Raw genomic sequence first — 25,916 nt, forward strand, 5'->3', positions numbered from 1 at the left:
GGCGGCCTGCCGGCTCATGGCCTCACTTCACGGCCGTCTTTTCGAACTGGCGCAGCATCTGGTTGCCGCGCTCGACGGCGGCGTCCAGCGCCTGCTTGGCGGTCTTCTTGCCGGCCAGAGCCTGCTCGATTTCCTCCGACCAGACGTCACGCAGCTGCACCATGTTGCCAAGACGCAGGCCGCGGGAATTCTCCGTCGGTTCCTTGTTGGTCAGTTCGAGCAGCGGCGTCTCCAGATAGGGCTGATCCTTGTAGAAGCCCTCGGCCTTGGCCTTGGCGTAGGCCGCCTTGGTGATCGGCAGATAGCCCGAGGCCTTGTGGATGTAGACCTGACGATCGGTGTCCGAGAGGAAGGTCAGGAACTTCGCCACGCCTTTGTATTCGTCCGCGCTCTTGCCGCCCATCACCCAGAGCGAGGCGCCGCCGATGATCGAGTTCTGCGGCGCGCCCTTGGCGTCCGGATAATACGGCATCGGCGCGGCGGTGAAGGCGAACTTGGCCTGGGCCTTGACGTTGCCGAAGAACGCCGACGAGGTCAGGTAGATCGGGCATTCGCCCGAGGTGAAGCGGCCCTCGCCGGTGTTGGTGCGGCCGGCATAGTCGTAGGTCTTGTCCTTCTGCAGCTCGACCAGGTTTTCGAGATGTTTGACCTGCAGCGGACCGTTGAACTCCAGCACGGTGTCGAAGCCGTCGAGACCGTTCGCCTTGCTGGCCAGCGGCACGTTGTGCCAGGCGGAGAGCTGCTCGAGATTGACCCAGGTGACCCAGGAGCCCGAGAAGCCGCAGGTCGGATGGCCGGCCGCCTTCAGCTTCTTGGCGGTCTCGAACAGTTCAGGCCAGGTCTTCGGGATCTCGGCGTTGACCTTCTTCAACTCATCGAGATTCACCCACATGACGGTGGACGATGAGTTGAAGGGGAAGGAGAGCATTTCGCCCTTCGAGGTCGAATAGTAGCCGGTGATCGCCGGCAGGTAGCTCTTGGGATCGAACTTCTCGCCGGCGTCCTGCATCAGCTTGTAGACCGGCTTCACGGCGCCGGTGGCGGCCATCATGGTGGCGGTGCCGACCTCGAACACCTGCATGATGTGGGGCGCATTGCCGGCGCGGAAGGCGGCGATGCCGGCATTCATCGTGTCGGCGTAGTTGCCCTTGTAAGTCGGGACGACCTTGTAGTCGGACTGCGAGGCGTTGAAATCGTTGGCGAGCTTGACGATGACGTCGTTGTTGGCGCCGGTCATCGCATGCCACCACTGAATTTCGGTCACGGCATGCGCAGGTGCTGCGGCGCTCAGGACCAGCGTGACTGCCGCAGTCGCGGCCGTCCAGAATTGGCGAAGTGACATTAAAGAATACCTCCCGTGAAACGTCATCGGCGTCGCGGCCGTAGCAGCGCGAGATGACAGTTTCGTGAATGTATAACCGGTTGGATCGTCAGCGGAAAGCGCGTTCATCGCGGCGGAACGCAGCGACTTGCGGGAGACGGCGCCGCGCCGGGGCGATGCCCCGGCCGGCGCTGACGGTGAGAGACGACAGGCTGATGGCGCCTCAGCGCTTGCGCTCGGCGCACACCGTGCCCTGGGACAGCAGCGCCTCGATCTCGCTCGGCGTGTAACCGAACTCGGTCAGCACCTCCTGCGCGTGCTGACTGAACTTCGGCGGGGTGGAGCGCAGGCTCGGCTTGGTGCGTTCGAGCCGGATCGGCGACGCGACGCCCTTGTACCAGTCCTTCTCGATGACATCGCCGCGGTAGATCGTGTGCGGATTGGTCAGCGCCTTGTCGATCTTCTGCACGGGTCCTGCCGGCAGACCGGCCGCGAGCAGCCGGTCGCACAGCGGCTCCGCCTCGAACTGGCTGAACACGGCGGCAAGCTCGGCGCGCAGCGCCTCGCGGTTGGCGACGCGATCCTTGTTGCGGGCGAAGCGCGGATCGGTGCCGAGTTCGGGGCGGCCGATCTCCTTGGCGAGCTTGCGGAAGGTGCCGTCATTGCCGACGCCGATGAAGATATCGTCGGTCTTGGTCGCGAAGATCGCATACGGAACGAGGTTCGGGTGCTCGTTGCCGGTCAGCGACGGCGGCTTGCCATGCATGAAGTAGTTTGCGGTATGCGGATGCATGATCGCGAGGCCGGTCTCATACAGCGTAACCTCGAGGAACTGACCGATGCCCGAGCGCTGCCGTTCCGACAGCGCCATCAGGATGCCGATCGCGGCATAGAGTCCGGTGGTGATGTCGACCAGCGGCACGCCGATCCGCATCGGTCCGCTCTGCGGCGAACCGGTCGCCGCGATCATGCCGGTCATCGCCTGGATGATCGCGTCGTAGCCGGGATTGCCACCGCGCGGGCCATCCGCGCCGAAGCCGCAGATGCGGCAGTGCACCAGCTTGGGGAATGTCTCGCGCAGCGTGTCGCTGCCGATGCCCCACTTCTCCAAGGTGCCAGGCTTGAAGTTCTCGATCAGCACGTCGGCCGTCTCGAGCATCCGCATCAGCACGGCGCGGCCGCCCTCGGAGGCGAGGTCGAGGCCGATCGAGCGCTTGTTGCGGTTGATCCCGACGAAATAGGCGGCGTCCTCATCGTGGAAGGGCGGACCCCAGTCGCGCACCTCGTCGCCGGCCGGCGGCTCGACCTTGATCACGTCAGCGCCGTGATCGGCCAGGATCTGCGTGCAATAGGGGCCGCCGAGCACGCGCGTCAGATCGATCACGCGCAGGCCGGCCATGGCGCCAGGAGCAAATTGGGGTGTCATCGGATGTCGCGAGGTTGGTTTCAGCTCGCGATCATTAAGCATTGCTGCGGCGGCGGCGCAAACGGATGGCTGCCATGCGGCAGGACAACGGAGGCCGTCCTGCCGCATGACGGAATTGAAGCTCAGACGACGTTCAGCTTGACGTCGACATTGCCGCGCGTGGCGTTGGAATAGGGGCACACCTCGTGCGCCTTGGCGACCAGCGCTTCGGCGTCGGCCTTGGCGAGGCCGGGCAGCGACACTGCGAGCTCGACGGTGATGCCGAAGCCGCCTTCGGAGCGCGGGCCGATGCCGACCGTCGAGGTCACCGACGTGTCGGCGGGAACCTTGGGGCCGCCCTGCGAGCCGACGAACTTCATCGCGCCGATGAAGCAGGCTGCGTAGCCGGCCGCAAACAACTGCTCCGGATTGTTGCCGGCACCGCCGCCGCCGCCGAGCTCCTTCGGGGTGGAAAGCTTGACCTTGAGCGAGCCGTCGAGGGTCGCGGCTTCGCCGTCGCGGCCGCCGGTGGCCTTGGCGCTGGTCTTGTAGAGCACGTTCACGGACATGGGTGTCTCCTGGTTGGATGGACGAATTCAGCGCGACCATATTGCACACAATTAGATTGTGTACAATATAATTGTTCGGTAGAAAATTCGTGATCGGTGCGCCGGGCCGGTTGTCGATCCGAGGCGTGCGGGCTCAAGATGCCGATAGGATCGACCTGTGGTGACCTCGATGCGAAAGAAGTCCGCGGCAGACCTGCCGCTCCAGCTCGGCAACCAGCTCTGCTTCGCAGTCTATTCGACCGCGCACGCCTTCAACCGCGTCTACAAGCCCCTGCTCGACCGCCTTGGCCTGACCTATCCGCAATATCTGGTCATGCTGGTGCTGTGGGAGCAGGACGGCTTGACGGTGAAGGACATCGGCGCGCGGCTGTTCCTCGACTCTGGCACGCTGACGCCGCTGCTGAAGCGGATGGAGGCTACGCACCTGATCAAGCGGACCCGGTCGGCCGAGGACGAGCGTCAGGTGATCGTCACCCTCACCGCCCAGGGCGCGGGCCTGCGCGACAAGGCAAGGTCGATCGTGCCGCCCGCGATCCTGGATGCGACGGGCTGCTCGATCGCCGAGCTGGCCGACCTGCACGGCAAGCTGGTGCGCCTGCGGGAGCGGCTCGATGCGGTTGTGGAGGGGTGAGGGGGCTCTAAAGGCGCTTCTTCGCGAAAGCCCGGCCTGAACCCGACTTGAGATATTTCTCGAAGGCAAATGCCTGCTTCACATCGCTGAAGGCAACGTAGGTCTTGAGCCGCCAAGGCCGAAACTTCGATGTGTGCGGGACTTCACCGGCATTGTGCTTCGTGACGCGGGCCGGAACGTCGTCGGTGATGCCTGCGTAGAAATGCTCGCCGTTGAGACTTTCCAGGATGTAAACGAACTTCATCGCAGGCCGCCCTCGACCCTTCACGGGCGCGAATGTGGCAGGTCGTGCTGCGTGGCGTCCAGAGCTTGGATGGGCTGAACTGCTCAGTCGATTGATGAAGGGCATCATGGCCCGGAGCCTAGTCCGCCTTCGCCTTCCCGCCTCCGCCCAAGGGGGCTTCGGCGTCCAGACTACGGCGCGACAGCCTTCGCTCACTTCGCGCAACCGGCAGATTGGGGTGGCTTGCCGAGCCGAAGCTCGCGAAGCGAGCGAAGGCTGGTGGAGCCAGGCGGGATCGAACCGCCGACCTCTTGCATGCCATGCAAGCGCTCTCCCAGCTGAGCTATGGCCCCTGAACCGAGCCGGCGGTCTGGGTGACCGCCGGGGAGCACCGTGAACCACAGTTCGCGGCTGATCTCAAGTGTCTTCGACGATTATTCTTCGTCGCCGCCGACATCACCGATGATGTCGGTCACGTCCTCGTCGCCTTCTTCCTCGTCGGCGATGAAGGTCGAGTCATCATCCTCGTCATCGTCGAGCGTCTCGTCGATCTCGATGTCGTCCTCCGATTCGGGAACGACGGCCTTGACCTTGCCGGAGTTCTCCTCGGCGTCGGCCTCCTCGAGCGGCACCAGCTCCTCGGCCTCCGCGGGCTCGACCACGTCGGCCGCCGCAGCAGCGCGCGCAGCCTCGCCGCGCATGGCGCGGGTGGGCGCGATCGGCGCAATCGGCACGACCTCGCCGGTGTAGGGCGAAATCACCGGGTTCTTGTTGAGGTCGTAGAACTTTTTGCCCGTCGTCGGGCAAATGCGTTTGGTTCCGAGCTCGGATTTGGCCACGTGCAGGCGTCCTGGCAATGTCTGAAAAGCGGTGTCTCACTTGGCTAGTTGCCGCGCCGCTGTCAATAGCGCTGTCAACGGGAAAATCACCGCTCGTGACGGAGGGCGGGGGCTGTGATACCTGCCGCGTCCGAAACACGAGGATCCTGCCGTGAGCACGTCAATCGCCCCGACTCCCCTGGAATCACGCGCCTCAGGGCCCCTCTCGGGCACGATTCGCGTGCCTGGCGACAAGTCGATCTCGCACCGGGCACTGATCCTGGGGGCGCTGTCGGTCGGCGAGACCCGGATTTCCGGCCTGCTGGAGGGCGAGGACGTCCTCAACACCGCCAAATCGATGCGATCCCTGGGTGCCAAGGTCGAGCGCACCGGCGATTTCGCGTGGACCGTCCGTGGCGTCGGGGTGGGCGGCTTCGCCCAGCCGAGCGCGCCGCTCGATTTCGGCAACTCCGGCACCGGCTGCAGGCTGGTGATGGGCGCCGTGGCCGGTTGCCCGATCACGGCCGTTTTCGACGGTGATGCCTCGCTGCGCAGCCGTCCGATGCGGCGCATCCTCGACCCGCTGGTGCTGATGGGCGCCAAGGTGACCGCCAGCGCCGAGGGCGGCAAGCTTCCGTTAACCCTGCAGGGCGCCGGCAACCCGGTGCCGATCGAGTACCGCACGCCGGTGGCTTCGGCCCAGATCAAGTCGGCGGTGCTGCTCGCGGGCCTCGCCGCGCCCGGTGTGACCACCGTGATCGAGCAGGAGGCCAGCCGCGACCACACCGAGCTGATGCTGAAGCATTTCGGCGCGGAGATCGTGACCACGCCGGAAGGGTCTCATGGCCGCCGCATCGCACTGACCGGCCAGCCGGAGCTGCGTGGTGCGCCAGTGATCGTTCCCGCCGACCCGTCCTCGGCCGCGTTCCCGCTGGTCGCCGCGCTGATCGTCGACGGCTCGGACCTCGTGCTGTCGGACGTGATGACCAACCCGCTGCGCACCGGCCTGTTCACGACCTTGCGCGAGATGGGCGCCTCGATCGAGGAGGACGACGTCCGCGGCGATGCCGGCGAGCCGATGGCCCGCCTGCGCGTGCGCGCCTCGAAGCTGCGCGGCGTCGTGGTGCCGCCCGAGCGGGCGCCGTCGATGATCGACGAATATCTCGTCTTGGCCGTCGCCGCCGCCTATGCCGAGGGCACGACCATCATGCGCGGCCTGCATGAGCTGCGCGTCAAGGAATCCGACCGGCTCGAGGCCACCGCGGCCATGCTGCGTGTCAACGGCGTCAAGGTCGAGATCACCGGCGACGATCTGATCGTCGAGGGCCGCGGTCACGTGCCGGGCGGCGGCATCGTCGCGACCCACATGGACCACCGCATCGCGATGTCCGCCCTGGTGATGGGTCTCGCGTCCGACAAGCCGGTCAGGGTCGACGACACCGCCTTCATCGCCACCAGCTTCCCCGATTTCATCCCGCTGATGTGCAAGGCGGGCGCGGATTTCGCATGATCATCGCCATCGACGGCCCGGCGGCCTCGGGCAAGGGCACCCTGGCCAAGCGTCTCGCGGCGCATTACGGCCTCAGGCACCTGGATACGGGCGTGATCTACCGGGCGGTCGCGCATGCGCTACTGACCGCCGGCATCGACCTCAAGGACGAGGCGCGGGCAGCGGACGTCGCCATGAGCCTGGATCCCTCTAGCTTCGACAATCCGGCGCTGAGGTCGCACCAGGTCGGGTCCGTGGCCTCGGTGGTATCGGCGTTGCCGAAAGTGCGCGAAGCGCTGGTGGCTTTCCAGCGCCAGTTCGCAAGCCGGCCGCCCGGTGCCGTGCTCGACGGCCGCGACATCGGAACCGTGATCTGCCCGGACGCCGAGGTGAAGATCTACGTCGTCGCCGATCCCCGCATCCGGGCGCATCGTCGCACCCTCGAGGCGCTTTCACGTGGGGAACCGGCCGATGAGGCGGCCATTCTGGCCGACATCCTGGCGCGCGACGAGCGTGACCAGAACCGGGCCGTCGCGCCTTTAAAACAAGCCCCGGATGCTTACTTGCTTGACAACTCCCATTTGGATATAGAAGGCGGCGTCCGGGCCGCCATCGATATCGTCGAGGCCGTTCGAGCGGGCCGCCAGCGGGTTTGATTTCCGCCGGCGTCATTGGAGGAATGCCCGCTCCCGCCCTTGACCGTCGATAGCTCGATTGCGGTTCAATCGAGTCCGATCATCCGGACGCACTTCATACGTATCGCATGTGCAGGCACTGCCGGCCCGCGTCGTTTGCGCTTATCGCGCATCGCGCGGACGTCTGGGGATTTGTGGACCTCCAGGCACTGTCCATTCGATGCGCCGATCAACCCAAGCTGGCGAGAATGTCCGCATCTGGAGAACAAATGGCTTCGAGTATCTCTGCTTCTTCCTACAATCCCAGCCGCGATGATTTCGCCGCGATGCTGGACGAGTCCTTCACGAAGGGCAACCTGCAGGAAAGCTCTGTCGTCAAGGGCAAGGTTGTTGCGATCGAGAAGGACATGGCCGTCATCGACGTCGGCCTGAAGACCGAAGGCCGCGTGGCGCTGCGCGAATTCGCCGGGCCCGGCCGTGACAGTGAATTGAAAGTCGGCGACGAGGTCGAAGTGTTCCTCGATCGTATCGAGAACGCACTCGGCGAAGCGGTGCTGTCGCGCGACAAGGCGCGTCGCGAAGAGAGCTGGGGCAAGCTCGAGAAGGCGTTCCAGAACAACGAAAAGGTCAACGGCGTCATCTTCAACCAGGTCAAGGGCGGCTTCACCGTCGACCTCGACGGTGCCGTGGCCTTCCTGCCGCGCTCGCAGGTCGACATCCGTCCGATCCGCGACGTCGCGCCGCTGATGAACAACTCGCAGCCGTTCCAGATCCTCAAGATGGACCGTCGCCGCGGCAACATCGTCGTGTCGCGCCGGACCGTGCTGGAAGAGACCCGCGCCGAGCAGCGCCAGGAGCTGGTGCAGAACCTCGAAGAGGGTCAGGTCATCGACGGCGTCGTCAAGAACATCACCGATTACGGTGCGTTCGTCGACCTCGGCGGCATCGACGGCCTGCTGCACGTCACCGACATCGCCTGGCGCCGTGTCAACCATCCGACCGAGGTGCTCAGCATCGGTCAGACGGTCAAGGTCAAGATCATCAAGATCAACCACGAGACGCACCGCATCTCGCTGGGCATGAAGCAGCTCTTGGACGATCCGTGGCAGGGCATCGAGGCGAAGTACCCGCTGCAGGCCCGCTTCCACGGCCGCGTCACCAACATCACCGACTACGGCGCGTTCGTCGAGCTCGAGCCGGGCATCGAAGGCCTGATCCACGTCTCCGAGATGTCGTGGACCAAGAAGAACATGCACCCCGGCAAGATCGTGTCGACCTCGCAGGAGGTCGAAGTGCAGGTGCTCGAGGTTGACAGCGTCAAGCGCCGCATCTCGCTCGGCCTCAAGCAGACCATGCGCAATCCGTGGGAGGTCTTCGTCGAGAAGCATCCGACGGGTTCGGTGGTCGAGGGCGAGGTCAAGAACAAGACCGAGTTCGGCTTGTTCCTGGGTCTCGAAGGCGACGTCGACGGCATGGTCCATCTGTCGGATCTCGACTGGAAGCTGCCGGGCGAGCAGGTCATTGACAACTACAAGAAGGGCGACATGGTCAAGGCCGTGGTGCTCGACGTCGACGTGGAGAAGGAGCGCATCTCGCTCGGCATCAAGCAGCTCGAAGGCGATCCCTTCGCCGAGCCGGGCGATGTCAAGAAGGGCGCGGTCGTCACTTGCGAGGTGCTCGACGTCAAGGACGGCGGCATCGACGTCAAGATCACCGGCACCGACTTCACCACCTTCATCAAGCGCTCCGAGCTGGCGCGCGATCGCAACGACCAGCGCACCGAGCGGTTCGCCGTCGGTGAGAAGGTCGATGCCCGCGTGATCCAGTTCGACAAGAAGGCCCGCAAGGTGCAGGTGTCGATCAAGGCGCTGGAAGTCGCGGAAGAGAAGGAAGCCATCGCGCAGTACGGCTCGTCCGATTCGGGCGCCACGCTGGGCGACATCCTGGGCACCGCGCTCAAGAACCGCGACTCGAAGTAAGTCTTCGCGTCCTGCGATCAGATCAAAGCCCCGGCGCAAGCCGGGGCTTTTTTGTTCCGGCGAGGCAAGGACGCGCGTGCCGGCCGCGCGGATCCGGCCTCGCCGCAAGCCTTCCTTTCTTCAAATTGCGCCGCGATTGATGTAATCGGATAACGAGATATTCAGGCTGCGGATGCAAAACGCGCCGAGACTTCCAGGAGCTGCCCATGTCGCTTGATTCGGATGTGATCGTCGATCGCCGCAGGCTGCGCCGCAAGCTGACGTTCTGGCGCGTCGTCGCGGTGCTGATCGCGATTGCGGCTCTGTCCGCCATCGGTCTCGCCATGTCGCCGCGCGGCCGCACCGTGCTCTCGACCTCCGGCTCGATCGCTCGCGTCAATATCGAGGGCCTGATCCGCAGCGACCATGAGCGCGTCGAGGCGCTGGAGCGGCTCGAAAACTCCTCGGCCGAAGCCGTCATCGTTCACATCAATTCGCCGGGCGGCACCACCGCCGGCTCCGAGCAGCTCTACGATTCGCTGGTCCGGCTGAAGGCGAAGAAGCCGCTGGTCGTCGTCGTGGAAGGCCTCGCGGCGTCCGGCGGCTACATCGGCGCGATCGCTGCCGACCACATCGTCGCGCAGCAGAGCTCGCTGGTCGGCTCGATCGGCGTGCTGTTTCAATATCCCAATGTCGGCGAGCTGTTGAAGACGGTCGGCGTGAAGATCGAGGAGGTCAAATCCTCGCCGCTGAAGGCCGCCCCCAACGGCTACGAGCCGACCAGCCCGGAAGCGCGTGCGGCGCTCGACGCCCTGGTCAAGGATTCCTATGCCTGGTTCCGCGGACTGGTGAAGGACCGCCGCGCCATGAACGATGAGCAGTTGGAGAAGGTGGCCGATGGCCGCGTCTTCACCGGCAGGCAGGCAATCGACCTGAAGCTGATCGACGAGCTCGGCGACGAGAAGACCGCGGTCGCTTGGCTCGTCGCCAACAAGAACGTCAAGAAGGACCTTCCGGTGCGCGACTACAAGCTCACGCCGCGGTTCGGCGATCTCACCTTCCTGCGAACGGCCACCTCGATCGCGCTCGACGCCGTCGGCCTCTCCGGAATCGCCCGCCAGATCGAGCGCACCGGCGTGGTCCAGGCGGTGGACCGGATCGGTCTCGACGGCATGCTCGCGCTCTGGACGCCCGCGCCGGGCAATTGAACCCGCAAAGACCATTCCCAGGGCAATCTTCCCGCTTCGCGTGTGCCGTGGCGAGACCCCGTACCGGGCCCCGCACCCCGATTCACGGCCGCGATGAATGATTTAGCGTCTTGACAGTCCAGCATATTTTCACGGAAATGGGACTTGTCTCCCCGGGTACATTTTCTCGATGATCAAATCCGAGCTTGTTCAGCGTATCGCCGAGCACAACCCGCATCTCTACCAGCGGGATGTCGAGAACATCGTCAATGCGATCCTCGATGAGATCGTCGCGGCGCTCGCCCGCGGTGACCGCGTCGAGTTGCGCGGCTTCGGCGCCTTCTCGGTCAAGCATCGGCCGGCCCGCGCCGGGCGCAACCCACGGACCGGAGCTCATGTCCCGGTGGACCAGAAAAGCGTCCCGTTCTTCAAAACGGGCAAGGAAATGCGCGAGCGGCTGAACCGGGACAATCCCGCCGGCGCCGCGGCTGACGACGCCGACGATTGAAGCATCTCGCGCCGGCCGTGCCAATCGTCTGCGGCTGATTTCGAGGCGAATCCGGCCTGACCGACACGAGCGAGCGCATGCGAAAATTCTTCACTGTCGTGGTCGTCCTTCCGCTGCTGGTGCTGTTCGTCATCTTCGCGGTCGCCAATCGGCATTTCGTTACCGTGTCGTTTGATCCCTTCAACGCGACTGATCCGGCGCTCTCGGCGTCGGTCCCGCTGTTCGCCTTGATCATCGCCGTCGCGATCCTGGGCGTGATCGCGGGTGGCTGTGCCACCTGGATCGGCCAGCGCCGCTGGCGGCGGGCCGCGCGCCGCCATCAGGCCGATGCCGAAGCGGCCCGCGCGCAGGTGGCGCAGTTGAGCGCCGCGGCGCGTGCAAAACAGGGCTCTGCGCAATCTCTGGTTCCGGCTGCGCCGGCGCGGCTTTTCGCCCCTTATGGGCGAGACAAGCAGGGCGCCGCGTTGTAGAAGGCGCGAAAGCTCGGCGGCCCTGGAAGCCGCCGGCTTCTGGTGATCCTTTCCGCCCGGACGTGCGTTGTTCATTGATGTCCCTGCTCGTCAAAATCTGCGGCCTGACCACGCCCGACACCCTCGCTGCGGCGCTCGACGCGGGCGCCGACATGGTGGGCTTCGTGTTCTTTCCGCCGTCCCCACGCCATGTCGGCCTGACGGCCGCGCGTGAGCTGGGTCGTGACGTCAGGGGGCGCGCGCTCAAGGTGGCGCTGACCGTCGATGCCGACGACGCGATGATCGAAAACATCGTCGAGACGCTGCGGCCTGATCTCCTGCAGCTGCATGGCCGCGAAAGCATCGCGCGCGTCCGCGACCTCAAGCAGCGCTTCGGCCTACCCATCATGAAGGCCATTCCGGTCGCGACCGACGCCGATCTCGCGCCGTTGGCGAGCTATGCCGACGTGTGCGACCGCATCCTGTTCGATGCGCGGGCGCCCAAGGAGGCGACCCGCCCCGGCGGCCTCGGTGCCACCTTCGATTGGCGTCTGCTACAGGGCGTGAAGCTCGATCGCCCGTTCATGGTCTCCGGCGGTCTGAGCGCCGACAACGTCGCGGAGGCCGTGCGGATCACCCGCGCGGGCGGCGTCGACGTGTCATCTGGCGTCGAACGGGCGCCGGGTGTGAAGGATTGCGACATGATCCGGGATTTCATTCGCGCGGCGCGGGCCGCTGAAGAGTTGAGCGTTCAATGACGACAGCCATTCCCAATTCCTACCGCAGCGGTCCGGACGACCGCGGTCACTTCGGCATCTTCGGCGGCCGCTTCGTCGCCGAAACCCTGATGCCGCTGATCCTCGATCTGGAAAAGGCCTATGCGGAGGCCAAGGCCGATCCCGCGTTTCATGCCGAGATGAACGGCTATCTGAAGAACTACGTGGGCCGGCCCTCGCCGCTGTACTACGCAGAGCGCCTGACCGAGCATCTCGGCGGCGCCAAGATCTACTTCAAGCGCGAGGAGCTCAATCACACCGGCTCGCACAAGGTCAACAACGTGCTCGGCCAGATCATGGTCGCGCGCCGCATGGGCAAGAAGCGCATCATCGCCGAGACCGGCGCCGGCCAGCACGGCGTGGCGACCGCGACGCTGTGCGCGCGTTTCGGGCTCGATTGCGTCGTCTACATGGGCGCGGTCGACGTCGAGCGGCAGCAGCCCAACGTGATCCGCATGGAGATGCTCGGCGCCAAGGTGGTGCCGGTGCAGTCCGGCGCCAAGACCCTGAAGGATGCGATGAACGAGGCGCTGCGTGACTGGGTCACCAACGTCCACAACACGTTCTACTGCATCGGCACGGTCGCCGGTCCGCACCCCTATCCGATGATGGTGCGCGACTTCCAGTCGGTGATCGGCAACGAGACCCGCACGCAGATGCAGGAGGCCGAGGGCCGGCTGCCGGACTCGCTGATCGCGTGCATCGGCGGCGGCTCCAATGCGATGGGCCTGTTCCATCCGTTCCTCGATGATCCCTCGGTCGAGATCTATGGCGTGGAAGCGGCGGGCCATGGCCTGACGCATCTGCACGCCGCCTCGATCGCCGGCGGCCGCCCCGGCGTGCTGCACGGCAACCGCACCTATCTGCTCATGGACGAGGACGGGCAGATCGAGGAGGCGCATTCGATCTCGGCCGGTCTCGATTATCCCGGCATCGGGCCGGAGCATTCCTGGCTGCACGAGGTCGGTCGCGTGAACTATTTGTCGGCGACCGATGAGGAAGCGCTGGCGGCGTTCCAGCTGCTGTCGCGGCTCGAGGGCATCATTCCGGCGCTGGAGCCCGCGCACGCGATCGCCAAGGTGATGGAGCTCGCGCCGAAGAAGTCGAAGGACCATCTGATGGTGGTCAACATGTCCGGCCGCGGCGACAAGGACGTGCCGCAGGTGGGCGACATCTTGCGAGGAAGGGCCAAGGCATCGTGACCAGCCGGATGGATGCGCGCTTCGCGCAATTGAAGCAAGAAGGCCGCTCGGCGTTCGTCACCTTCGTGATGTCAGGCGACCCTGATCCTGAAACCTCGCTCGCGATCGTCAAGTCGCTGCCGCAGGCTGGCGCTGACATCATCGAGATCGGCATGCCGTTCACCGATCCGATGGCCGATGGTCCGTCGATCCAGGCGGCGGGTCTGCGCGCGCTCAAGGCCGGCATGACCTTGAGGAAGACGCTGCAGCTCGTGCGCAGCTTCCGCGAGGGCGACGCGGCGACGCCGATCGTGCTGATGGGCTACTACAACCCGATCTACATCTACGGCGTCGACAAGTTCCTCGATGATGCGAAGAGCGCCGGCGTCGATGGCCTGATCATCGTCGACCTGCCACCGGAGGAAGACAGCGAGCTGTGCATTCCCGCGCTGAAGGCGGGGCTGAATTTCATCCGGCTGGCGACGCCGACGACCGATGACAAGCGGCTGCCGGCGGTGCTCGCGAACACCTCGGGCTTCGTCTACTACGTCTCTATCACCGGCATCACCGGCGCGGCGGCGGCGGATTCGTCCGCCGTCGGTGCCGCCGTGGCCCGGATCAAGCGGCATACGGCGCTGCCTGTCTGCGTCGGCTTCGGCATCCGGACACCGGAGACCGCCCGCGCCATCGCCGCCAATGCCGACGGCGCTGTGGTCGGCACCGCCCTGGTTGACGCGCTCCGCGCCAGCCTGGACGCCGAGGGCCGCGCGACCGCCAAGACCGTGAGCGCCGTCGCCGATCTGGCCGCTGCGCTGGCAAGGGGCGTGCACGGGGCGCAACAGGCCGCGGAATAGGCCGTCAACCACTATTCGACCGGGCGTCGCGGCCGTCTTGCCGTGACCCCGCCGTCCCGCCATATATCCGGGCGACCGCAACACGGAGCGACACATGAACTGGCTTACCAACGTGGTCCGGCCGAAGATCCGCAACATCCTGCGCCGTGAGACGCCGGAGAACCTCTGGATCAAGTGTCCGGATTCCGGACAGCTCGTGTTCTACAAGGACGTCGAGGCCAACCAGTTCGTCATTCCGGGCTCCAATTACCACATGCGCATGGGCGCCGTGGCGCGGCTGAAGTCGATGTTCGACAACGAGACCTGGTTCGACGTCGCGCTGCCCGAGGTCACACCCGACCCGCTGAAATTCCGTGACGAGCGCCGCTATGCCGACCGCATCAAGGATGCGCGGGCGCGGACCGGCATGAACGATGCGGTGAAGGTCGGCTTCGGCAAGCTGGAAGGCATGGGCGTCGTCATCGCCGTGCAGGATTTCGATTTCATGGGCGGTTCGCTCGGCATGGCCGCGGGTGAAGCCATCGTGCGCGGGCTCGAACTCGCGGTCGAGAAGAAGTCGCCGTTCATCGTATTCGCGGCCTCCGGTGGCGCGCGCATGCAGGAAGGCATCCTGTCCCTGATGCAGATGCCGCGCACGACCGTGGCCGTGCAGATGCTGCGAGAGGCCAAGCTGCCCTACATCGTCGTGCAGACCAATCCGACCACCGGCGGCGTCACCGCGTCCTACGCGATGCTCGGCGACGTCCACATTGCCGAGCCCGGCGCGCTGATCGGGTTCGCCGGCGCCCGGGTGATCGAGCAGACCATTCGCGAGAAGCTGCCCGAAGGTTTCCAGCGCGCTGAATACCTGCTCGACCACGGCATGGTCGACATGGTCGTGCACCGTCATGACCTGCGCCCGACGCTGGCGCGGCTGTGCCGATTGCTGACCAAGGCGCCGGCCGTTGAACACGCCAAGCCCGCGCCGCAGCTGCCGCCGCCGGCCAAGCCCGCCGAAACCGCGGAAGCGCCGGCGGTCGCAACGAGCGCGTGAACGATTCTGCCGCCCAGCCAAGACCGTCGCTCGACGAGCTGATCACGCGGCTTTCTGTGTTGCATTCGAGCCGGATCTCGCTCGGGCTGGAGCGCATGCACCGGCTGCTGGCGCAGCTCGGTCATCCCGAGCGCAAGCTGCCGCCGGTCATCCATGTCGCGGGCACCAACGGCAAGGGCTCCACGGTCGCATATTTGCGCGCGATGCTCGAGGCCGCGGGGCTGCGCGTCCACGTCTTCACCTCGCCCTGGCTGGTGCGCATCAACGAGAGCTATCGGCTCGGCCAGGTCGGCGGTGGTGTCCTGGTCGAGGACGATGAGCTGATCTCCGCGCTCTTGGAGTGCGAGCGGGTCAACGCCGGCGCGCCGATCACCTTCTTCGAGGTCAAGACCGTCGCGGCCTTCGTGCTGTTCGCAAGGCATCCAGCCGATGCGGTGCTGCTCGAAGTCGGTCTCGGCGGCCGGCTCGATTCCACCAATGTTGTCGAGCAGGTCGCGGCCTCCGTGCTGACGCCGATCAGCATGGACCACATGGAGTTCCTCGGCGACACCCGCGCGCTGATCGCGGCCGAGAAGGCCGCCATCATCAAGCGTGGCTGCCCGGTGATCTCGGCGGCGCAGGAGCCCGATGCCATGGCCGTGATCGAGCGCGAGGCCAGGCGCCAGCGCGCGCCGCTGTTTGCGGCCGGTGAGAGCTGGCACGTCAATGTCGAGCGCAACCGGCTGGTCTATCAGGACGATCGCGGTCTCCTCGATCTTCCGGCACCCAAACTGTTCGGCCGGCATCAGTTCGACAATGCGGGCCTGGCGATCGCGACCTTGCGGGCGGTCGATCATTTCAAGCTCACCACCAAGGCGTTCGAGGACGGCATCGTCGGCGCCGAATGGCCGGCGCGCATGCAGCGGCTGTCGAACGGCGCGCTCACCGCGATCGCGCCGCAAGGCGCGGAGATCTGGCTCGACGGCGGCCACAACGCCGAGGGCGGTCGCGTCGTCGCGGCCGCGATCGGCGACCTCGAGGAGCGCGTGTCGCGGCAGCTCGTCGTCATCGTCGGCATGATGGGCAACAAGGATGCCGCGGGCTTCCTGGCCAACTTCGCCGGCCTGACGCGCCACATCATCGTCGTGCCGATTCCGAACGAGAGCAAGGCGATGGCACCGGCTGATCTGGCCGCCGCCGCGCGCACGCTCGGCATGCGCGTCGAGATCGCCGATGGCGTCGCGTCGGCGCTCGCCGGCATCGCGCGGCTTGCCTATGAGGTCCCGCCGCGTATCCTGATCACGGGGTCGCTCTATCTCGCGGGCCACGTGCTCGACCTCAACGGCACGCCGCCGACCTGAGGGGAATAGCGCATGCGCTTTGCCGCGATCGCAGACGTCCACGGCAACCACCTCGCGCTCGAAGCCGTGCTGGCCGACATCCGCGCGCAAGGCGTCGATGACATTGTCAATCTCGGCGATATGGCGAGCGGCCCGCTCGATGCGCGCAAGACGATGGACTTGCTGATGCCGCTCGATGCCGTCCATGTGCGCGGCAATCACGACCGCTGGCTGATCGATCGGCCGCCGGAGAGGATGGGCGCCTGGGAGCGGCCGGCCTACGCGCAGCTCGTAGCCAAGCATCTCGACTGGCTCGGCACGATCCCGCCGACGGCCATCTATCGCGACGAGGTCTTCCTTTGTCACGCCACGCCTGAGGACGATAACGTCTACTGGCTCGAGAGCGTCGCGCCGGATGGCGCGGTCACATGCGCGCCGCTCGATGCGATCGAGAAACTCGCCGCTGATATCGCGCAGCCGCTGATCCTGTGCGGCCATACGCATACGGCCCGCGCGGTGCGCCTGCGTGACGGTCGTCTGATCGTCAATCCCGGCAGCGTCGGCAGCCCCGGCTATTCCTACAACGTCCCGCATCCGCATGTCGTGCAGGCCGGCACGCCCGACGCCCGCTACGCGATCGTTGAGCTGACGTCGTCCGGCTGGAGCGTGAGCTTCCGCCACGTGCCCTATGACCACCAAACCATGGCGGCGCTCGCGCGCGCCAACGGGGACGCCGAGTTCGCTTCAGCGCTCGCGACCGGCTGGATCCGCTGACCTCACGCGAGCAGTTTCAAGGGATCAGCGACCTTCTGCTTGAGCTGCTCGAACGTGCACTGCTTCGGCGATTTGTCGGGGCGCCAGCGCAGGATCGAGGTGCCGTGGCGAAAGCGCTCGCCGGAGAAATGGTCGTAGCAGACCTCGATCACCAGCTTCGGCTTCAGCGGACACCATTCCGCCGAGCGCTCGGTCGACCACCGGCTCGGCCCGCCCGGCGCATTGCCGGTGAAGCCGGGTGGCGAGATGAGCGGCTCGAGCCTGTCGGTCAGTGCGGGCTTCTCGTCCTTCTTGAGCGCGGAGGTGAAGCCGACGTGATGCAGCAGACCGTCATCGTCGTAGAGCCCGAGTAGCAGCGAGCCGACCAGCTTGCGTCCGTTCGCGCCGCTGTTGGTGGCGTAGCGGAAGCCGCCGATGACGCAATCGGCTGAGCGATAGCGCTTGATCTTCTGCATGCCGTCGCGGTTGCCGGCCTGGTAGGGCAGGTCGGTCCGCTTGGCGATCACCCCGTCCGAGCCGCCGCCGGAATGCGCCAGCCAGTCTTGCGCGGTCGCGAAGCGCGTCGTCGCCGGCGACAGCCGGAACGTCGGATGATCCGTGAAGTTCGCTTTCGCGAATGCTTCCAGCGCCGGCCGCCGCTCGTGCAGCGTGTGCGTCACTAGCTCCTTCTTGCCACTCGCCAGCAGGTCGAAGGCCAGGAACAGCGCCGGCGTCTCCACCGATAGCCTCTTCACCCGGCTGGCGGCGGGATGAATCCGCTGCAGCAATGCATCGAACGAGAACGACTTCGCCTGCGGCACCACCAGCTCGCCGTCGAGGATGAAGCTCGTCGCCTCGAGCTCGCGCGCCGCGGCGACGACCTCGGGGAAGTAGCGCGCGAGGTCCTCGCCGGCCTTCGACTGCATCGTCACCGTTGCGCCGTCGCGCGTCAGCAGGCAACGGAAGCCGTCCCATTTTGGTTCGTATTGCCAGTCCTCGCCGCGCGGGATCGCATCCACCGAGCGCGCCTCCATGGCCAGCAGGCCGGATTTGCGGGAGGGCGAGCGATGGGCGCGGGCGGGCATGGCGACATCCGAAAACGCTGAATCACACCCCTCAACGCAAACGGCCGGCGATTCCGCCGGCCGTTCGACAAAAATCATTGTTCCGCAAGCGTCACACCGCCGACGAGATCCACTGCTGCAGCTTCGCCTTCGGCGCGGCGCCGACCTGGCGCGAGGCCATCTCGCCGCCCTTGAACACCATCAGGGTGGGGATCGACATCACGCCGTATTTCGAGGCCGTCTTCGGGCTCTCGTCGACGTTCAGCTTGACGATCTTGACCTTGTCGCCCATCGCGCTCGAGATCTCGTCGAGGGCGGGCGCGATCATGCGGCACGGGCCGCACCATTCGGCCCAGAAGTCGACCACGACCGGGCCGTCGGCCTTGAGCACTTCGCTTTCGAAATCGGCGTCGGAAACCTTGCCAACGGCCATGGAAATTACCTCGTTCGGTTGGAGGGAGCGGCACGGACGGGCCGCCTCAGCGTGGACGTCAAAGTAGGAATGGCGTGATCCCGGGTCAAGCGGGCTCACTCAGACGTGCTGGGATGGCAGCATGGCGTCCAGCGCGGAGGCGGGAAGCTCCATGAATTCAGCGGCTTCGGTCCAGAGCAGCGCGGCGCGGACGACGCGGCCGGGGTACAATTGGCCAAGCACTGCGCGGTACAGCGCGAGCTGCCGGACATAGGCCGGGGGCACATCGGCGAGTCCCGAGGGCGGCTGCTGGTTGGTCTTGAAGTCGACGATCAGCACCTCGGTCCCGGTGACCACCAGTCGGTCGATCTGGCCGGAGACCAGTGCCGGAGGCTGGCCGGCCAGTGCGAGGCGGCCCACGATCGAGACTTCCGCCCGGCTCCCGGCCGCGAACACCGCGGCAAAGCGCGGGTCTTCGACCACGGCGAGCACGCGTTCCGCAAGCCCCACGAGCTCGTCCTCCGGCCAGTCGGCGGCGTTGCGAATCAAATATCGCAGCGCGGCATCGCGCCGCCGCTCCGGCGCCACGTCGGGCAGCGACTGCAGCAGGCGATGCACCAGCGTGCCGCGCTGCATCGCGAGGCTGCGCGCCGCCAGCGATTCGCCCGTGCGCACCGGCCGCTCGTCGGCGGATGGATCGGACGGCCGGAGCACAGCGACCTCGCCGGGCGCCTCCACCGCCGCCGTGCGCAGCCACGCCGGCAGTTCGACGGCCGTCTCGACCATGGGCCGCGTTTTGTCAGCAGCGGTTTCCGCGATGTCCTCGGCCCGCGCATAGCGCTTGACCGGCCCGTCCTCGGTTTCGATCACCTCGACCTGCAGGCCGGCGGCGTCCAATCCGCGCGCCATCAGATCGTACCAGCTGCCGCCGCGGACGTTGTTCATGTTGCCCGGCATGCAGCCGCCGATGATCAGCCGATCCGCGGCGCGGGTCATCGCGACATAGAGCAGCCGGCGATACTCGTCCTCGGTCTCCTTGAGCATCGCCACGCGTGCCGCCGCGACGGGCTGCGGATCGTCGGCCTTGCGCCCGGCCCAGACCACGATCTCCTGCTCGCCATGCGGCACGTGGATCAGCCGCAGCCGCTGCGAATCCGCCGGCGACGAGGTGGTGTCGACCAGGAAGACGACGGACGCCTCGAGGCCCTTGGCGCCATGCACGGTCATCACCCTGATCTCGTCGCGCGAGATCTCCATGTCGCGCTTCACCTCGGTGTCGGCGGCGCGCAGCCAGGCGACGAAGCCCTGCAGCGAGGCCGGCGCCTTGCGCTCGTAGGACAGCGCGAGCTCGAGGAACTCGTCGAGCGCATCATTGGCCTCGTGGCCGAGCCGCGCCAGGATGCGGCGCCGGCCGCCATCGCCGCCGAGCAGCCAGGCATAGAAGGCGAACGGCGTGTCCTCCGCGGCGCGGCGCTCACATTGTTGCAAGCGCCGTACGACCGCCTGCAGCCGCGCGTCGTCAGCGGCGTGCGCCGTGAGTGCGTCGCGTAGCGAGCCGCGACGCTGCCACGCCAGCTTGAACAGATCGTCGTCGTCGAGCCCGAACAGCGGGCTCTTCAGCGCGGTCGCCAGCGCCAGATCGTCCTGCGGCAGCAGCAGCGCGTCGGCGAGGTTCATCAGGTCGATGATCGCGATGTGCTCGGTCAGCTTCAGCCGGTCGGCGCCGGCGACGGGGATGCCGGCGTGCTTGAGCGCCTGAATGACAGCATCGAAGGCGTTGCCGCGCCGGCGCACCAGGATCAGCATGTCGCCATAGCTCAGCCGCCGCCGCGCGCCGTCATGGCCGGTCATCGTGCCCGTCTGGATCAGCCGCTTGATCTCTGCCTGGATGCGCCTGGAAAGCTTCACCTCGGGGCTGGTGACGGAGACGCCGTCGAACGGCGCGCGCCAGCCCTCGATCTCCTTGCGGTCGTCGCGCTCGCACAGGCTCCAGAGCTCGACCATGCTCGGTCCGGCATCGGTCAGCGCGTTGTGGATGGGATGGCCGATGTCAGGCGAGTGGATGCTGCTGTAGACGTCGCGCTCGCGGAACACGTGGTCGACCGCGTGCAGCACCGTCGGCCCGGAGCGGAACGAATAGGTGAACGACACCGGATCGAACAGCAGCCCGGCGTCGGTGAAGCGCTTCTGCAACTGGCGCCTGCGCGCATCGAACTCGTGCGGGTCGGCGCCCTGGAACGAGAAGATCGACTGCTTCTCGTCGCCGACCGCGAAGATCGTGCGCGTGAGTCCGTCGCGCGCCCCGGCGCCGGCGGTGAACTCTTCGATGATGTGGGCGACGATGTCCCATTGCCGGGGGCTCGTGTCCTGCGCCTCGTCGATCAGCACGTGATCGACGCCGCGGTCGAGCTTGTAGTGCACCCAGCCGGCGGAGACACGGTTCAGCATCGCCAGCGTCTTGTCGATCAGGTCGTCGTAGTCGAGCAGGCCGCGCTCTTCTTTTTCGCGGCGATAGTTCGCAGCGGCGGCGGTCGCGATCTGCAACAGCGCCTCGGTGCGGTCGCGCACGACCGCCGCGCGACGCTTTTCGATCAGGCGATCGAGCCGGCGCGCCTCCGATTCGAACAGGCCGGCGATGCCGGGATTGGCGTCGGCGAACTTCTTGGTGAGCAGGGACTTCCGCGGCTCCTTGTCCTCGGTCAGGAATACGCGGAGATATTCATCGACCTGATCGGCGCCCGAGAACGCCAGTGCGGCGCGGAGTTGCTCCGCCTGCTTCTGGTCGGTCTTGGCGCCGCCGTCGAGCCGCGCGGCGATATCGGTCCAATCCCTCAGTGGCAGATTGGGGCCGTCGACAATGTCGCGCTCGATGGCTTCCAGCGTCTCGCCGGCGCTGATGCCGAGCACCTCGCCGAGATGTTGCGCGGCAACCTCGACGCGGCCGGCGCCATCGGTCCAGGCCATGAAGTGATCGCGGCTCAGACAGGCCTCGCGGACGACGTCCTTGAAGGTCGAATCCGCCGCATTGGCCATCGCCACCTGCAGCGCGCGGCCGACCGCGCTGTCGGGCGCGCGGGCGGCGTCGAGCAGCACCTTGAGATTGGCGCGCTCCATCATCTCGGTCTGGTCGCGCTCGTCGAGCACCGAGAACCGCGCCGGCACGTTGGCTTCGAACGGGAACTGCTGCAGCAGCCGCGTGCACAGCGCGTGAATGGTCTGCACCTTCAATCCGCCCGGCGTCTCCAGCGCGCTGGCGAACAGTTTTCGCGCCGAGGCCCGCAGCTTCTTGTCGGGATTGGGAATGCCGGTGGACTGGATCGCGCCGTCGAGCGCGTCGTCGTCGAGCGTCACCCAATGGCCGAGCGTCGAGAACACGCGCTCGGCCATATTGGCGGCCGCGGCCTTGGTGAAGGTGATGCAGAGGATCTTCTCCGGCGGCACGCCGTCGAGCAGCAGCCGGATCACGCGCTGGACCAGCACATGCGTCTTGCCCGAGCCGGCATTGGCCGACACGAACGCGGAGGCAGCCGGGTTCGATGCGCGCGTCTGCGCCTCGCGCACGGCCTGCGGAATGGGGCGGGGCGCCTTCACCATTCCTCCACCCCCAGGCCGCCGGCCGCCGACCATTCCTTGATACGGGCGAGATCGTCATAGCTACCGTAGCGGTTCGCCCACATCGACAGGTTCAGCGAGGTGTAGCCTTGATTGACGTCCTCGAAGCTGCGGATCAATGCCTCGAGCTTTTCGCGCGCCTCCTGCGCGGCCTGGTCCGGATGTTGCGGCGGGTCGCTCTTGTTGATCTTCAATTCGAGAATGCGCTCTTCGCCCGGCGGGTTGTTGCCGGACAAGCGGACATAGACGAGCTGGCTGATCAGGCTGCCGGCGGGAATGCCGTCGAAGCCGCCTTCGCGCAGGATCGCGGCTTCGAGTGTGAGCTGCGGCGACAGCCCCATGCGCACCTGCTTGGCCGTCGGCGGCTGGCCAGTCTTGTAGTCGAGAATGGCGTAGGTGCCCTCGGCACGCTGTTCGATGCGGTCGGCGCGCGCCGACAGGATGAAGGTGCGGCCCTGATCCAAGGGAATGCCGATCTCGCCGCGGATCTCCGCGGTGATGGCGCCGATCTGCTCGCGTCGCGCGGTCTCCCACGCCGCGAACCAGCCGGCGATGCGCTGGAAACGCGGCCACCACAGCGCCCGCGCCTCGGGCCGCTCCATCAGCGGCGCAAAGTGCTTCTCGCCGATCACGCGCAGCGCATGCGCCGGATGCAGCGGCAGGGCATCGGCATAGGTCTGCGTGAATTCGCCGATCGCTTCGTGAATCGCCGAGCCGCGATCGGCGGCCGACAGCGGCATGTCGACGGGATCGAGCGGATCGAGCCGCAGGATGTAGCGCGCGAAGATGGTGTAGGGATCGCGCAGCCAGTCCTCGATGGCGGTCACCGACATGCGCAGCGGCCGTGCTGCCAGCGGCGGCTTCGGCGCCGGCTGTTCGACCGGCTTCACCGCGGCGGGCTGGTCGAGCACCTCGGCATAGCGGACGTAAGTCTCGCCGCGCGCGGTCGCCGCCTTCCAGCGCTCGGCGCCAGCGACGGCTTCGAGACGGTGCAGGAAGCGCGAGGCCACGGCCGGCGCGCCGCCCGATTTTGCGGCGTGCGTCAGGATCACCTCAGGCGCGCCGAGCAGTTGTGCGAAATCGTGTGCTGATAGTCCGATGCGGCGCTCGGGCAGGTCGAGGCCGAGCTGATGCCGCATCGGGCGGCTGAGCCAGGGATCGATGCGCGGCGCCGGCGGCCATATGCCCTCGATCAGGCCGCCGACGATCATGCGGTCGGCCTGCATCAGTCGCGCTTCGAGCGGACCGTAGATCTGCAGCTGCGCGCCGTGGCGCTCGGGCCGGCGCACCGCGCGATCGGAGAAGGCGGTATGGAACAGATCCGGATAGTCCGACAGCGGCGCCATCAGGCCGCAGCGCTCGCCGGACGCGAGCAGGTCGTCGAAGCAGCGCGCCAGCGCCGCGCCGTCGCGATCGGTGAACGCGGTGCTGACACCGACATCGTCTGTCGAGAGCGCGATCAACACCTCACGATGCCGCGCGGCGAGCTCGGCGAAATCCTGCGGGCGCGGCGAGGCGAGGTTTTCCAGCGGCGCCAGGGCCGTCTGCAATTGCGCGATCAGTGCGCCGGCGCGGTCGAGCTGCTCGGGACTGAGACGCGCGCGCGGCTCGGCCTTGTGCAGCGATGATGCTTCGCCCTGGTGCAGCTTGGTGTGCTCGTCGCGGAAGCGCGCGAAGTCGCGCGCGAGCCCGCTGCTTCCGGCTTGTGGCCGCGTGCCGCGCAGCACCGCGAGCTCCAGCGTCTCGATGGCACTCTTCCAGCCATTCGCGGCGCGCCCGAGCCGGCACAGCGGATGCTTGAGCAGCGCCAGCAAAGTCGGCGGCTCCAGTCCGCGCGCGGCTGCTTCGGCGGCGAGGCGCGCGAAGATGCCGGCCGGCGTCTCCAACAGCGCGTCACCGCCGGAATCGTCGAACGTCAGGTGCCAGCGCGTCAGCGCCGCCATCACGCGGCGCGCCAGCGCGCGGTCCGGCGTCACCAGCGCAGCGGACTTGCCGAGATGGCGCGCCTCGCGCATCGCGATGGCAATCGCCAGCGCCTCCATTTCCGGATTGGGCGCGGCGACGACGGCGAGATTGTCCATCGCTTCGGCAATGTTGGCGGCGATGTCGAACTGGCGCAGGCGCTCGTGCCAGACGGCGGTGGCTTCCGACGGCCGCATCGCTTCTGAGATCAGCACCTCGCGGCCGCCACGGCCGGGTGGTGCGAGGCGGATCACGTCGCGCCGCTCCAGGCCGAAGCGCTTGAGCAGCAGGTGCATGGCATATTGCGGATGATTGACCGCGGGCGGCGTCAACACGCGGCCGGCGCGGTCCTTGGCACCGCCGATCGAATTCCACGCGGCTTCGTCGAGATCGGTGTCGAGCCCAGGCAGCACCACCGCGCCATGCGGCAGCTTGGCGACGGCGAGCAGGAATTTTGCCGTCGCCGGCATCGAGCCGGTGGAGCCTGCGGCAATGACGGGACCATCGGGATGCGCCGACAGCCGCGCCGCTTCGGCCGCGATCAGCAGATCGCGCCGCGCCGCCGGCTCGATGCGCTCGATCTCCTGCAGATAGGCCGGCCACGCGGTCCGCGCGATGCGCAGGAACTCGAGCGAATACTGCCAGTATTTGTCGAGCTGATCCGGCACCAGCGCATCGAGCGCATCCCACGACACGCCGCGCGTCACCATGTCGTCGATCAGCCGCGCGAGGTCGCCGGCCAGCGCAAGCGTCGAGGCGGGCCCGCCGATCACGAGCGGCGCCGACACCGGCGTCTTGGCCCAGGCCGCGACCAGCCGCGCCAGCGTGAGCCGGCGCTGCAGGTCGTCGAGCCGTTCCGGAATCTCCAGCGGCGCCGGCCCGAGGAACGCGTCGCGGTCCTCCGCGAAGGCGAGCTCGTCCTCGTCGATATCGCCGAGCGCGACCAGGCGCGGCAGCACCGCGGCATCGGTCTTCAGCTCGTCGAGGAACATCTCGCGCGCCACCCGCAGGGAGCGCCGCGTCGGCAGATACAGCGTCGCGGTCGCGAGCCGGGCGGGATCGCTGCGTGCCTCGAAGCCGTCGACCAGCCGGCCGTCGACCAGCGCGGCGATCACGCTGCGCAGGAACGGCGCCGAGATGGGAACGGTGAAGACGCGCATGGCCTGCGATTCGGGTTGCTGTGCTGTCTATATAGGGAGCGATCGGGCGGAGGTCATATCCGGGGTGTGGACGGGTGTTGATAGGTGCGTGACCATTGTCCCTGTGCTGGAGCACGCCGTGCGCCTGAGCCCCAGCTGCAGCCACGCTCTCCGCCATCGCCCGGCTCAACCGGGCGATCCGGTCCTCCGAGACGGTTCAGCTTGATTCGAGAGGCCGCGGCGTCCTGGATCGCCCGCTTTCGCGGGGGATGGCAGCTGAGTACGGAGCACGAGCTGCCCACCCCCATCGTCATTGCGAGCGCAGCGAAGCAATCCAGGCCGCCTCTGCAGTGGGACTTCGCTGCTCGCAATGACGGAGACAAACATCCTCATTCTCGCAACGCTTCTCGCGCCCGAGTGATGCAAATCGTTCGCCCTCATCCGAAGCAAGGGCGCAGGGAAGGCCGGGCCTCGGCTGAGGCCCGTGGCCCCCGTGCGTGAAAGAGTGCACGGGGCAGGAACCACAGGTTCAGCCGAAACGACCGGCGGATTCAATTGGTCGTCGCAACACTCGATGAGGAGGTTGCGATGGGCATTCGAAAGAAACGGTCAACGCGG

General features: G+C 66.7%; 22 protein-coding genes and 1 tRNA gene. 13 read left to right on the top strand and 10 right to left on the bottom strand.

Going from position 1 to position 25,916, the window contains the following annotated elements; translation table 11 throughout:
- Positions 1-22: 22 nt before the first annotated feature.
- The 3 genes from ugpB to QW861_RS28875 form a co-directional block, all read right to left on the bottom strand.
- On the bottom strand, positions 23-1,342 hold the full coding sequence (ugpB, locus tag QW861_RS28865; protein WP_315750469.1) for a sn-glycerol-3-phosphate ABC transporter substrate-binding protein UgpB: 1,320 nt from the start codon (positions 1,340-1,342) through the stop codon (positions 23-25).
- A gap of 202 nt (positions 1,343-1,544) precedes the next feature.
- Positions 1,545-2,747 carry a CaiB/BaiF CoA-transferase family protein gene (locus tag QW861_RS28870; RefSeq protein WP_316193802.1) on the bottom strand — a complete coding sequence of 401 codons (1,203 nt, stop codon included), beginning with the start codon at positions 2,745-2,747 and terminating at the stop codon, positions 1,545-1,547.
- A 122-nt stretch (positions 2,748-2,869) separates the two neighbouring features.
- Positions 2,870-3,295, bottom strand: coding sequence for an organic hydroperoxide resistance protein (locus tag QW861_RS28875; protein ID WP_316193803.1), 426 nt, complete (start codon positions 3,293-3,295; stop codon positions 2,870-2,872).
- Positions 3,296-3,464: 169 nt separating this feature from the next.
- On the opposite strand from QW861_RS28875, the gene QW861_RS28880 reads away from it, so the two are divergent.
- The gene (locus QW861_RS28880; protein ID WP_315750467.1) at positions 3,465-3,926 is read left to right on the top strand and encodes a MarR family transcriptional regulator; all 462 of its coding nucleotides are present in this window, start codon (positions 3,465-3,467) and stop codon (positions 3,924-3,926) included.
- 7 nt (positions 3,927-3,933) lie between these two features.
- Here QW861_RS28880 and QW861_RS28885 read toward each other — a convergent pair whose 3' ends face one another.
- The 3 genes from QW861_RS28885 to QW861_RS28895 form a co-directional block, all read right to left on the bottom strand.
- Positions 3,934-4,278: a GIY-YIG nuclease family protein gene (locus tag QW861_RS28885; RefSeq protein WP_315750466.1), complete on the bottom strand. Its 345-nt coding sequence runs from the start codon at positions 4,276-4,278 to the stop codon at positions 3,934-3,936.
- A gap of 148 nt (positions 4,279-4,426) precedes the next feature.
- Positions 4,427-4,502 (bottom strand) — tRNA-Ala (locus QW861_RS28890).
- An 81-nt stretch (positions 4,503-4,583) separates the two neighbouring features.
- Positions 4,584-4,988 carry a TIGR02300 family protein gene (locus QW861_RS28895; protein WP_315716883.1) on the bottom strand — a complete coding sequence of 135 codons (405 nt, stop codon included), beginning with the start codon at positions 4,986-4,988 and terminating at the stop codon, positions 4,584-4,586.
- 151 nt (positions 4,989-5,139) lie between these two features.
- Between QW861_RS28895 and aroA the strand changes: the two genes are divergently transcribed.
- The 12 genes from aroA (at position 5,140) to QW861_RS28955 (ending at position 17,130) form a co-directional block, all read left to right on the top strand.
- On the top strand, positions 5,140-6,477 hold the full coding sequence (aroA, locus tag QW861_RS28900; RefSeq protein ID WP_316173509.1) for a 3-phosphoshikimate 1-carboxyvinyltransferase: 1,338 nt from the start codon (positions 5,140-5,142) through the stop codon (positions 6,475-6,477).
- Complete coding sequence (gene cmk / locus QW861_RS28905) at positions 6,474-7,112, top strand: (d)CMP kinase (protein ID WP_316193804.1); 639 nt, start codon at positions 6,474-6,476, stop codon at positions 7,110-7,112. Before aroA ends, cmk begins: the two co-directional genes overlap by 4 nt.
- A gap of 248 nt (positions 7,113-7,360) precedes the next feature.
- Complete coding sequence (rpsA, locus tag QW861_RS28910; RefSeq protein ID WP_316193805.1) at positions 7,361-9,070, top strand: 30S ribosomal protein S1; 1,710 nt, start codon at positions 7,361-7,363, stop codon at positions 9,068-9,070.
- Positions 9,071-9,276: 206 nt separating this feature from the next.
- Positions 9,277-10,257 carry a signal peptide peptidase SppA gene (gene sppA, locus QW861_RS28915; RefSeq protein WP_315750463.1) on the top strand — a complete coding sequence of 327 codons (981 nt, stop codon included), beginning with the start codon at positions 9,277-9,279 and terminating at the stop codon, positions 10,255-10,257.
- Between the two features lie 169 nt (positions 10,258-10,426).
- Positions 10,427-10,744, top strand: a complete 318-nt coding sequence (locus tag QW861_RS28920; RefSeq protein WP_315716888.1) for an integration host factor subunit beta — start codon at positions 10,427-10,429, stop codon at positions 10,742-10,744.
- 77 nt (positions 10,745-10,821) lie between these two features.
- Positions 10,822-11,214 (top strand): lipopolysaccharide assembly protein LapA domain-containing protein, encoded by a 393-nt coding sequence (locus QW861_RS28925; RefSeq protein ID WP_315750462.1) that lies wholly within the window; start codon positions 10,822-10,824, stop codon positions 11,212-11,214.
- A 77-nt stretch (positions 11,215-11,291) separates the two neighbouring features.
- Positions 11,292-11,951: a phosphoribosylanthranilate isomerase gene (locus tag QW861_RS28930; protein ID WP_315750461.1), complete on the top strand. Its 660-nt coding sequence runs from the start codon at positions 11,292-11,294 to the stop codon at positions 11,949-11,951.
- Positions 11,948-13,171 (top strand): tryptophan synthase subunit beta, encoded by a 1,224-nt coding sequence (gene trpB, locus QW861_RS28935; RefSeq protein ID WP_315716891.1) that lies wholly within the window; start codon positions 11,948-11,950, stop codon positions 13,169-13,171. Before QW861_RS28930 ends, trpB begins: the two co-directional genes overlap by 4 nt.
- On the top strand, positions 13,168-14,004 hold the full coding sequence (trpA, locus tag QW861_RS28940; RefSeq protein ID WP_315716892.1) for a tryptophan synthase subunit alpha: 837 nt from the start codon (positions 13,168-13,170) through the stop codon (positions 14,002-14,004). The genes trpB and trpA overlap by 4 nt, the downstream gene beginning before the upstream one ends.
- A gap of 94 nt (positions 14,005-14,098) precedes the next feature.
- Complete coding sequence (gene accD, locus QW861_RS28945; protein ID WP_315716893.1) at positions 14,099-15,037, top strand: acetyl-CoA carboxylase, carboxyltransferase subunit beta; 939 nt, start codon at positions 14,099-14,101, stop codon at positions 15,035-15,037.
- A complete protein-coding gene (locus QW861_RS28950; RefSeq protein ID WP_315750460.1) occupies positions 15,034-16,377 on the top strand; it encodes a folylpolyglutamate synthase/dihydrofolate synthase family protein in 1,344 nt (447 codons plus the stop codon). The genes accD and QW861_RS28950 overlap by 4 nt, the downstream gene beginning before the upstream one ends.
- A gap of 12 nt (positions 16,378-16,389) precedes the next feature.
- Positions 16,390-17,130, top strand: a complete 741-nt coding sequence (locus tag QW861_RS28955; RefSeq protein ID WP_315750459.1) for a metallophosphoesterase family protein — start codon at positions 16,390-16,392, stop codon at positions 17,128-17,130.
- Between the two features lie 2 nt (positions 17,131-17,132).
- Here QW861_RS28955 and QW861_RS28960 read toward each other — a convergent pair whose 3' ends face one another.
- The 4 genes from QW861_RS28960 to addB all read right to left on the bottom strand — a co-directional run bounded on the left by QW861_RS28960 (position 17,133) and on the right by addB (position 25,319).
- On the bottom strand, positions 17,133-18,143 hold the full coding sequence (locus QW861_RS28960) for an ATP-dependent DNA ligase (protein ID WP_316193809.1): 1,011 nt from the start codon (positions 18,141-18,143) through the stop codon (positions 17,133-17,135).
- A 142-nt stretch (positions 18,144-18,285) separates the two neighbouring features.
- Complete coding sequence (gene trxA, locus QW861_RS28965; RefSeq protein WP_015663255.1) at positions 18,286-18,606, bottom strand: thioredoxin; 321 nt, start codon at positions 18,604-18,606, stop codon at positions 18,286-18,288.
- A 99-nt stretch (positions 18,607-18,705) separates the two neighbouring features.
- Positions 18,706-22,179, bottom strand: a complete 3,474-nt coding sequence (addA, locus tag QW861_RS28970) for a double-strand break repair helicase AddA (protein WP_316193806.1) — start codon at positions 22,177-22,179, stop codon at positions 18,706-18,708.
- Complete coding sequence (gene addB / locus QW861_RS28975; RefSeq protein ID WP_316193807.1) at positions 22,173-25,319, bottom strand: double-strand break repair protein AddB; 3,147 nt, start codon at positions 25,317-25,319, stop codon at positions 22,173-22,175. Before addB ends, addA begins: the two co-directional genes overlap by 7 nt.
- Positions 25,320-25,916 lie beyond the last annotated feature (597 nt).

This window comes from Bradyrhizobium sp. SZCCHNRI1029 (assembly GCF_032487555.1).
GTDB lineage: Bacteria > Pseudomonadota > Alphaproteobacteria > Rhizobiales > Xanthobacteraceae > Bradyrhizobium.

Excerpts from the sequence above, each read along its gene's own strand:
- QW861_RS28960 (WP_316193809.1), bottom strand. The coding sequence starts at position 18,143 with ATGGAGGCGCGCTCGGTGGATGCGATCCCGCGCGGCGAGGACTGGCAA.
- QW861_RS28885 (WP_315750466.1), bottom strand. The coding sequence starts at position 4,278 with ATGATGCCCTTCATCAATCGACTGAGCAGTTCAGCCCATCCAAGCTCT.
- QW861_RS28880 (WP_315750467.1), top strand. The coding sequence starts at position 3,465 with ATGCGAAAGAAGTCCGCGGCAGACCTGCCGCTCCAGCTCGGCAACCAG.
- ugpB (WP_315750469.1), bottom strand. The coding sequence starts at position 1,342 with ATGTCACTTCGCCAATTCTGGACGGCCGCGACTGCGGCAGTCACGCTG.
- QW861_RS28930 (WP_315750461.1), top strand. The coding sequence starts at position 11,292 with ATGTCCCTGCTCGTCAAAATCTGCGGCCTGACCACGCCCGACACCCTC.
- cmk (WP_316193804.1), top strand. The coding sequence starts at position 6,474 with ATGATCATCGCCATCGACGGCCCGGCGGCCTCGGGCAAGGGCACCCTG.
- QW861_RS28920 (WP_315716888.1), top strand. The coding sequence starts at position 10,427 with ATGATCAAATCCGAGCTTGTTCAGCGTATCGCCGAGCACAACCCGCAT.
- addA (WP_316193806.1), bottom strand. The coding sequence starts at position 22,179 with ATGGTGAAGGCGCCCCGCCCCATTCCGCAGGCCGTGCGCGAGGCGCAG.
- sppA (WP_315750463.1), top strand. The coding sequence starts at position 9,277 with ATGTCGCTTGATTCGGATGTGATCGTCGATCGCCGCAGGCTGCGCCGC.
- QW861_RS28925 (WP_315750462.1), top strand. The coding sequence starts at position 10,822 with ATGCGAAAATTCTTCACTGTCGTGGTCGTCCTTCCGCTGCTGGTGCTG.
- QW861_RS28955 (WP_315750459.1), top strand. The coding sequence starts at position 16,390 with ATGCGCTTTGCCGCGATCGCAGACGTCCACGGCAACCACCTCGCGCTC.
- trxA (WP_015663255.1), bottom strand. The coding sequence starts at position 18,606 with ATGGCCGTTGGCAAGGTTTCCGACGCCGATTTCGAAAGCGAAGTGCTC.
- addB (WP_316193807.1), bottom strand. The coding sequence starts at position 25,319 with ATGCGCGTCTTCACCGTTCCCATCTCGGCGCCGTTCCTGCGCAGCGTG.
- QW861_RS28875 (WP_316193803.1), bottom strand. The coding sequence starts at position 3,295 with ATGTCCGTGAACGTGCTCTACAAGACCAGCGCCAAGGCCACCGGCGGC.
- rpsA (WP_316193805.1), top strand. The coding sequence starts at position 7,361 with ATGGCTTCGAGTATCTCTGCTTCTTCCTACAATCCCAGCCGCGATGAT.
- QW861_RS28870 (WP_316193802.1), bottom strand. The coding sequence starts at position 2,747 with ATGACACCCCAATTTGCTCCTGGCGCCATGGCCGGCCTGCGCGTGATC.
- accD (WP_315716893.1), top strand. The coding sequence starts at position 14,099 with ATGAACTGGCTTACCAACGTGGTCCGGCCGAAGATCCGCAACATCCTG.
- trpB (WP_315716891.1), top strand. The coding sequence starts at position 11,948 with ATGACGACAGCCATTCCCAATTCCTACCGCAGCGGTCCGGACGACCGC.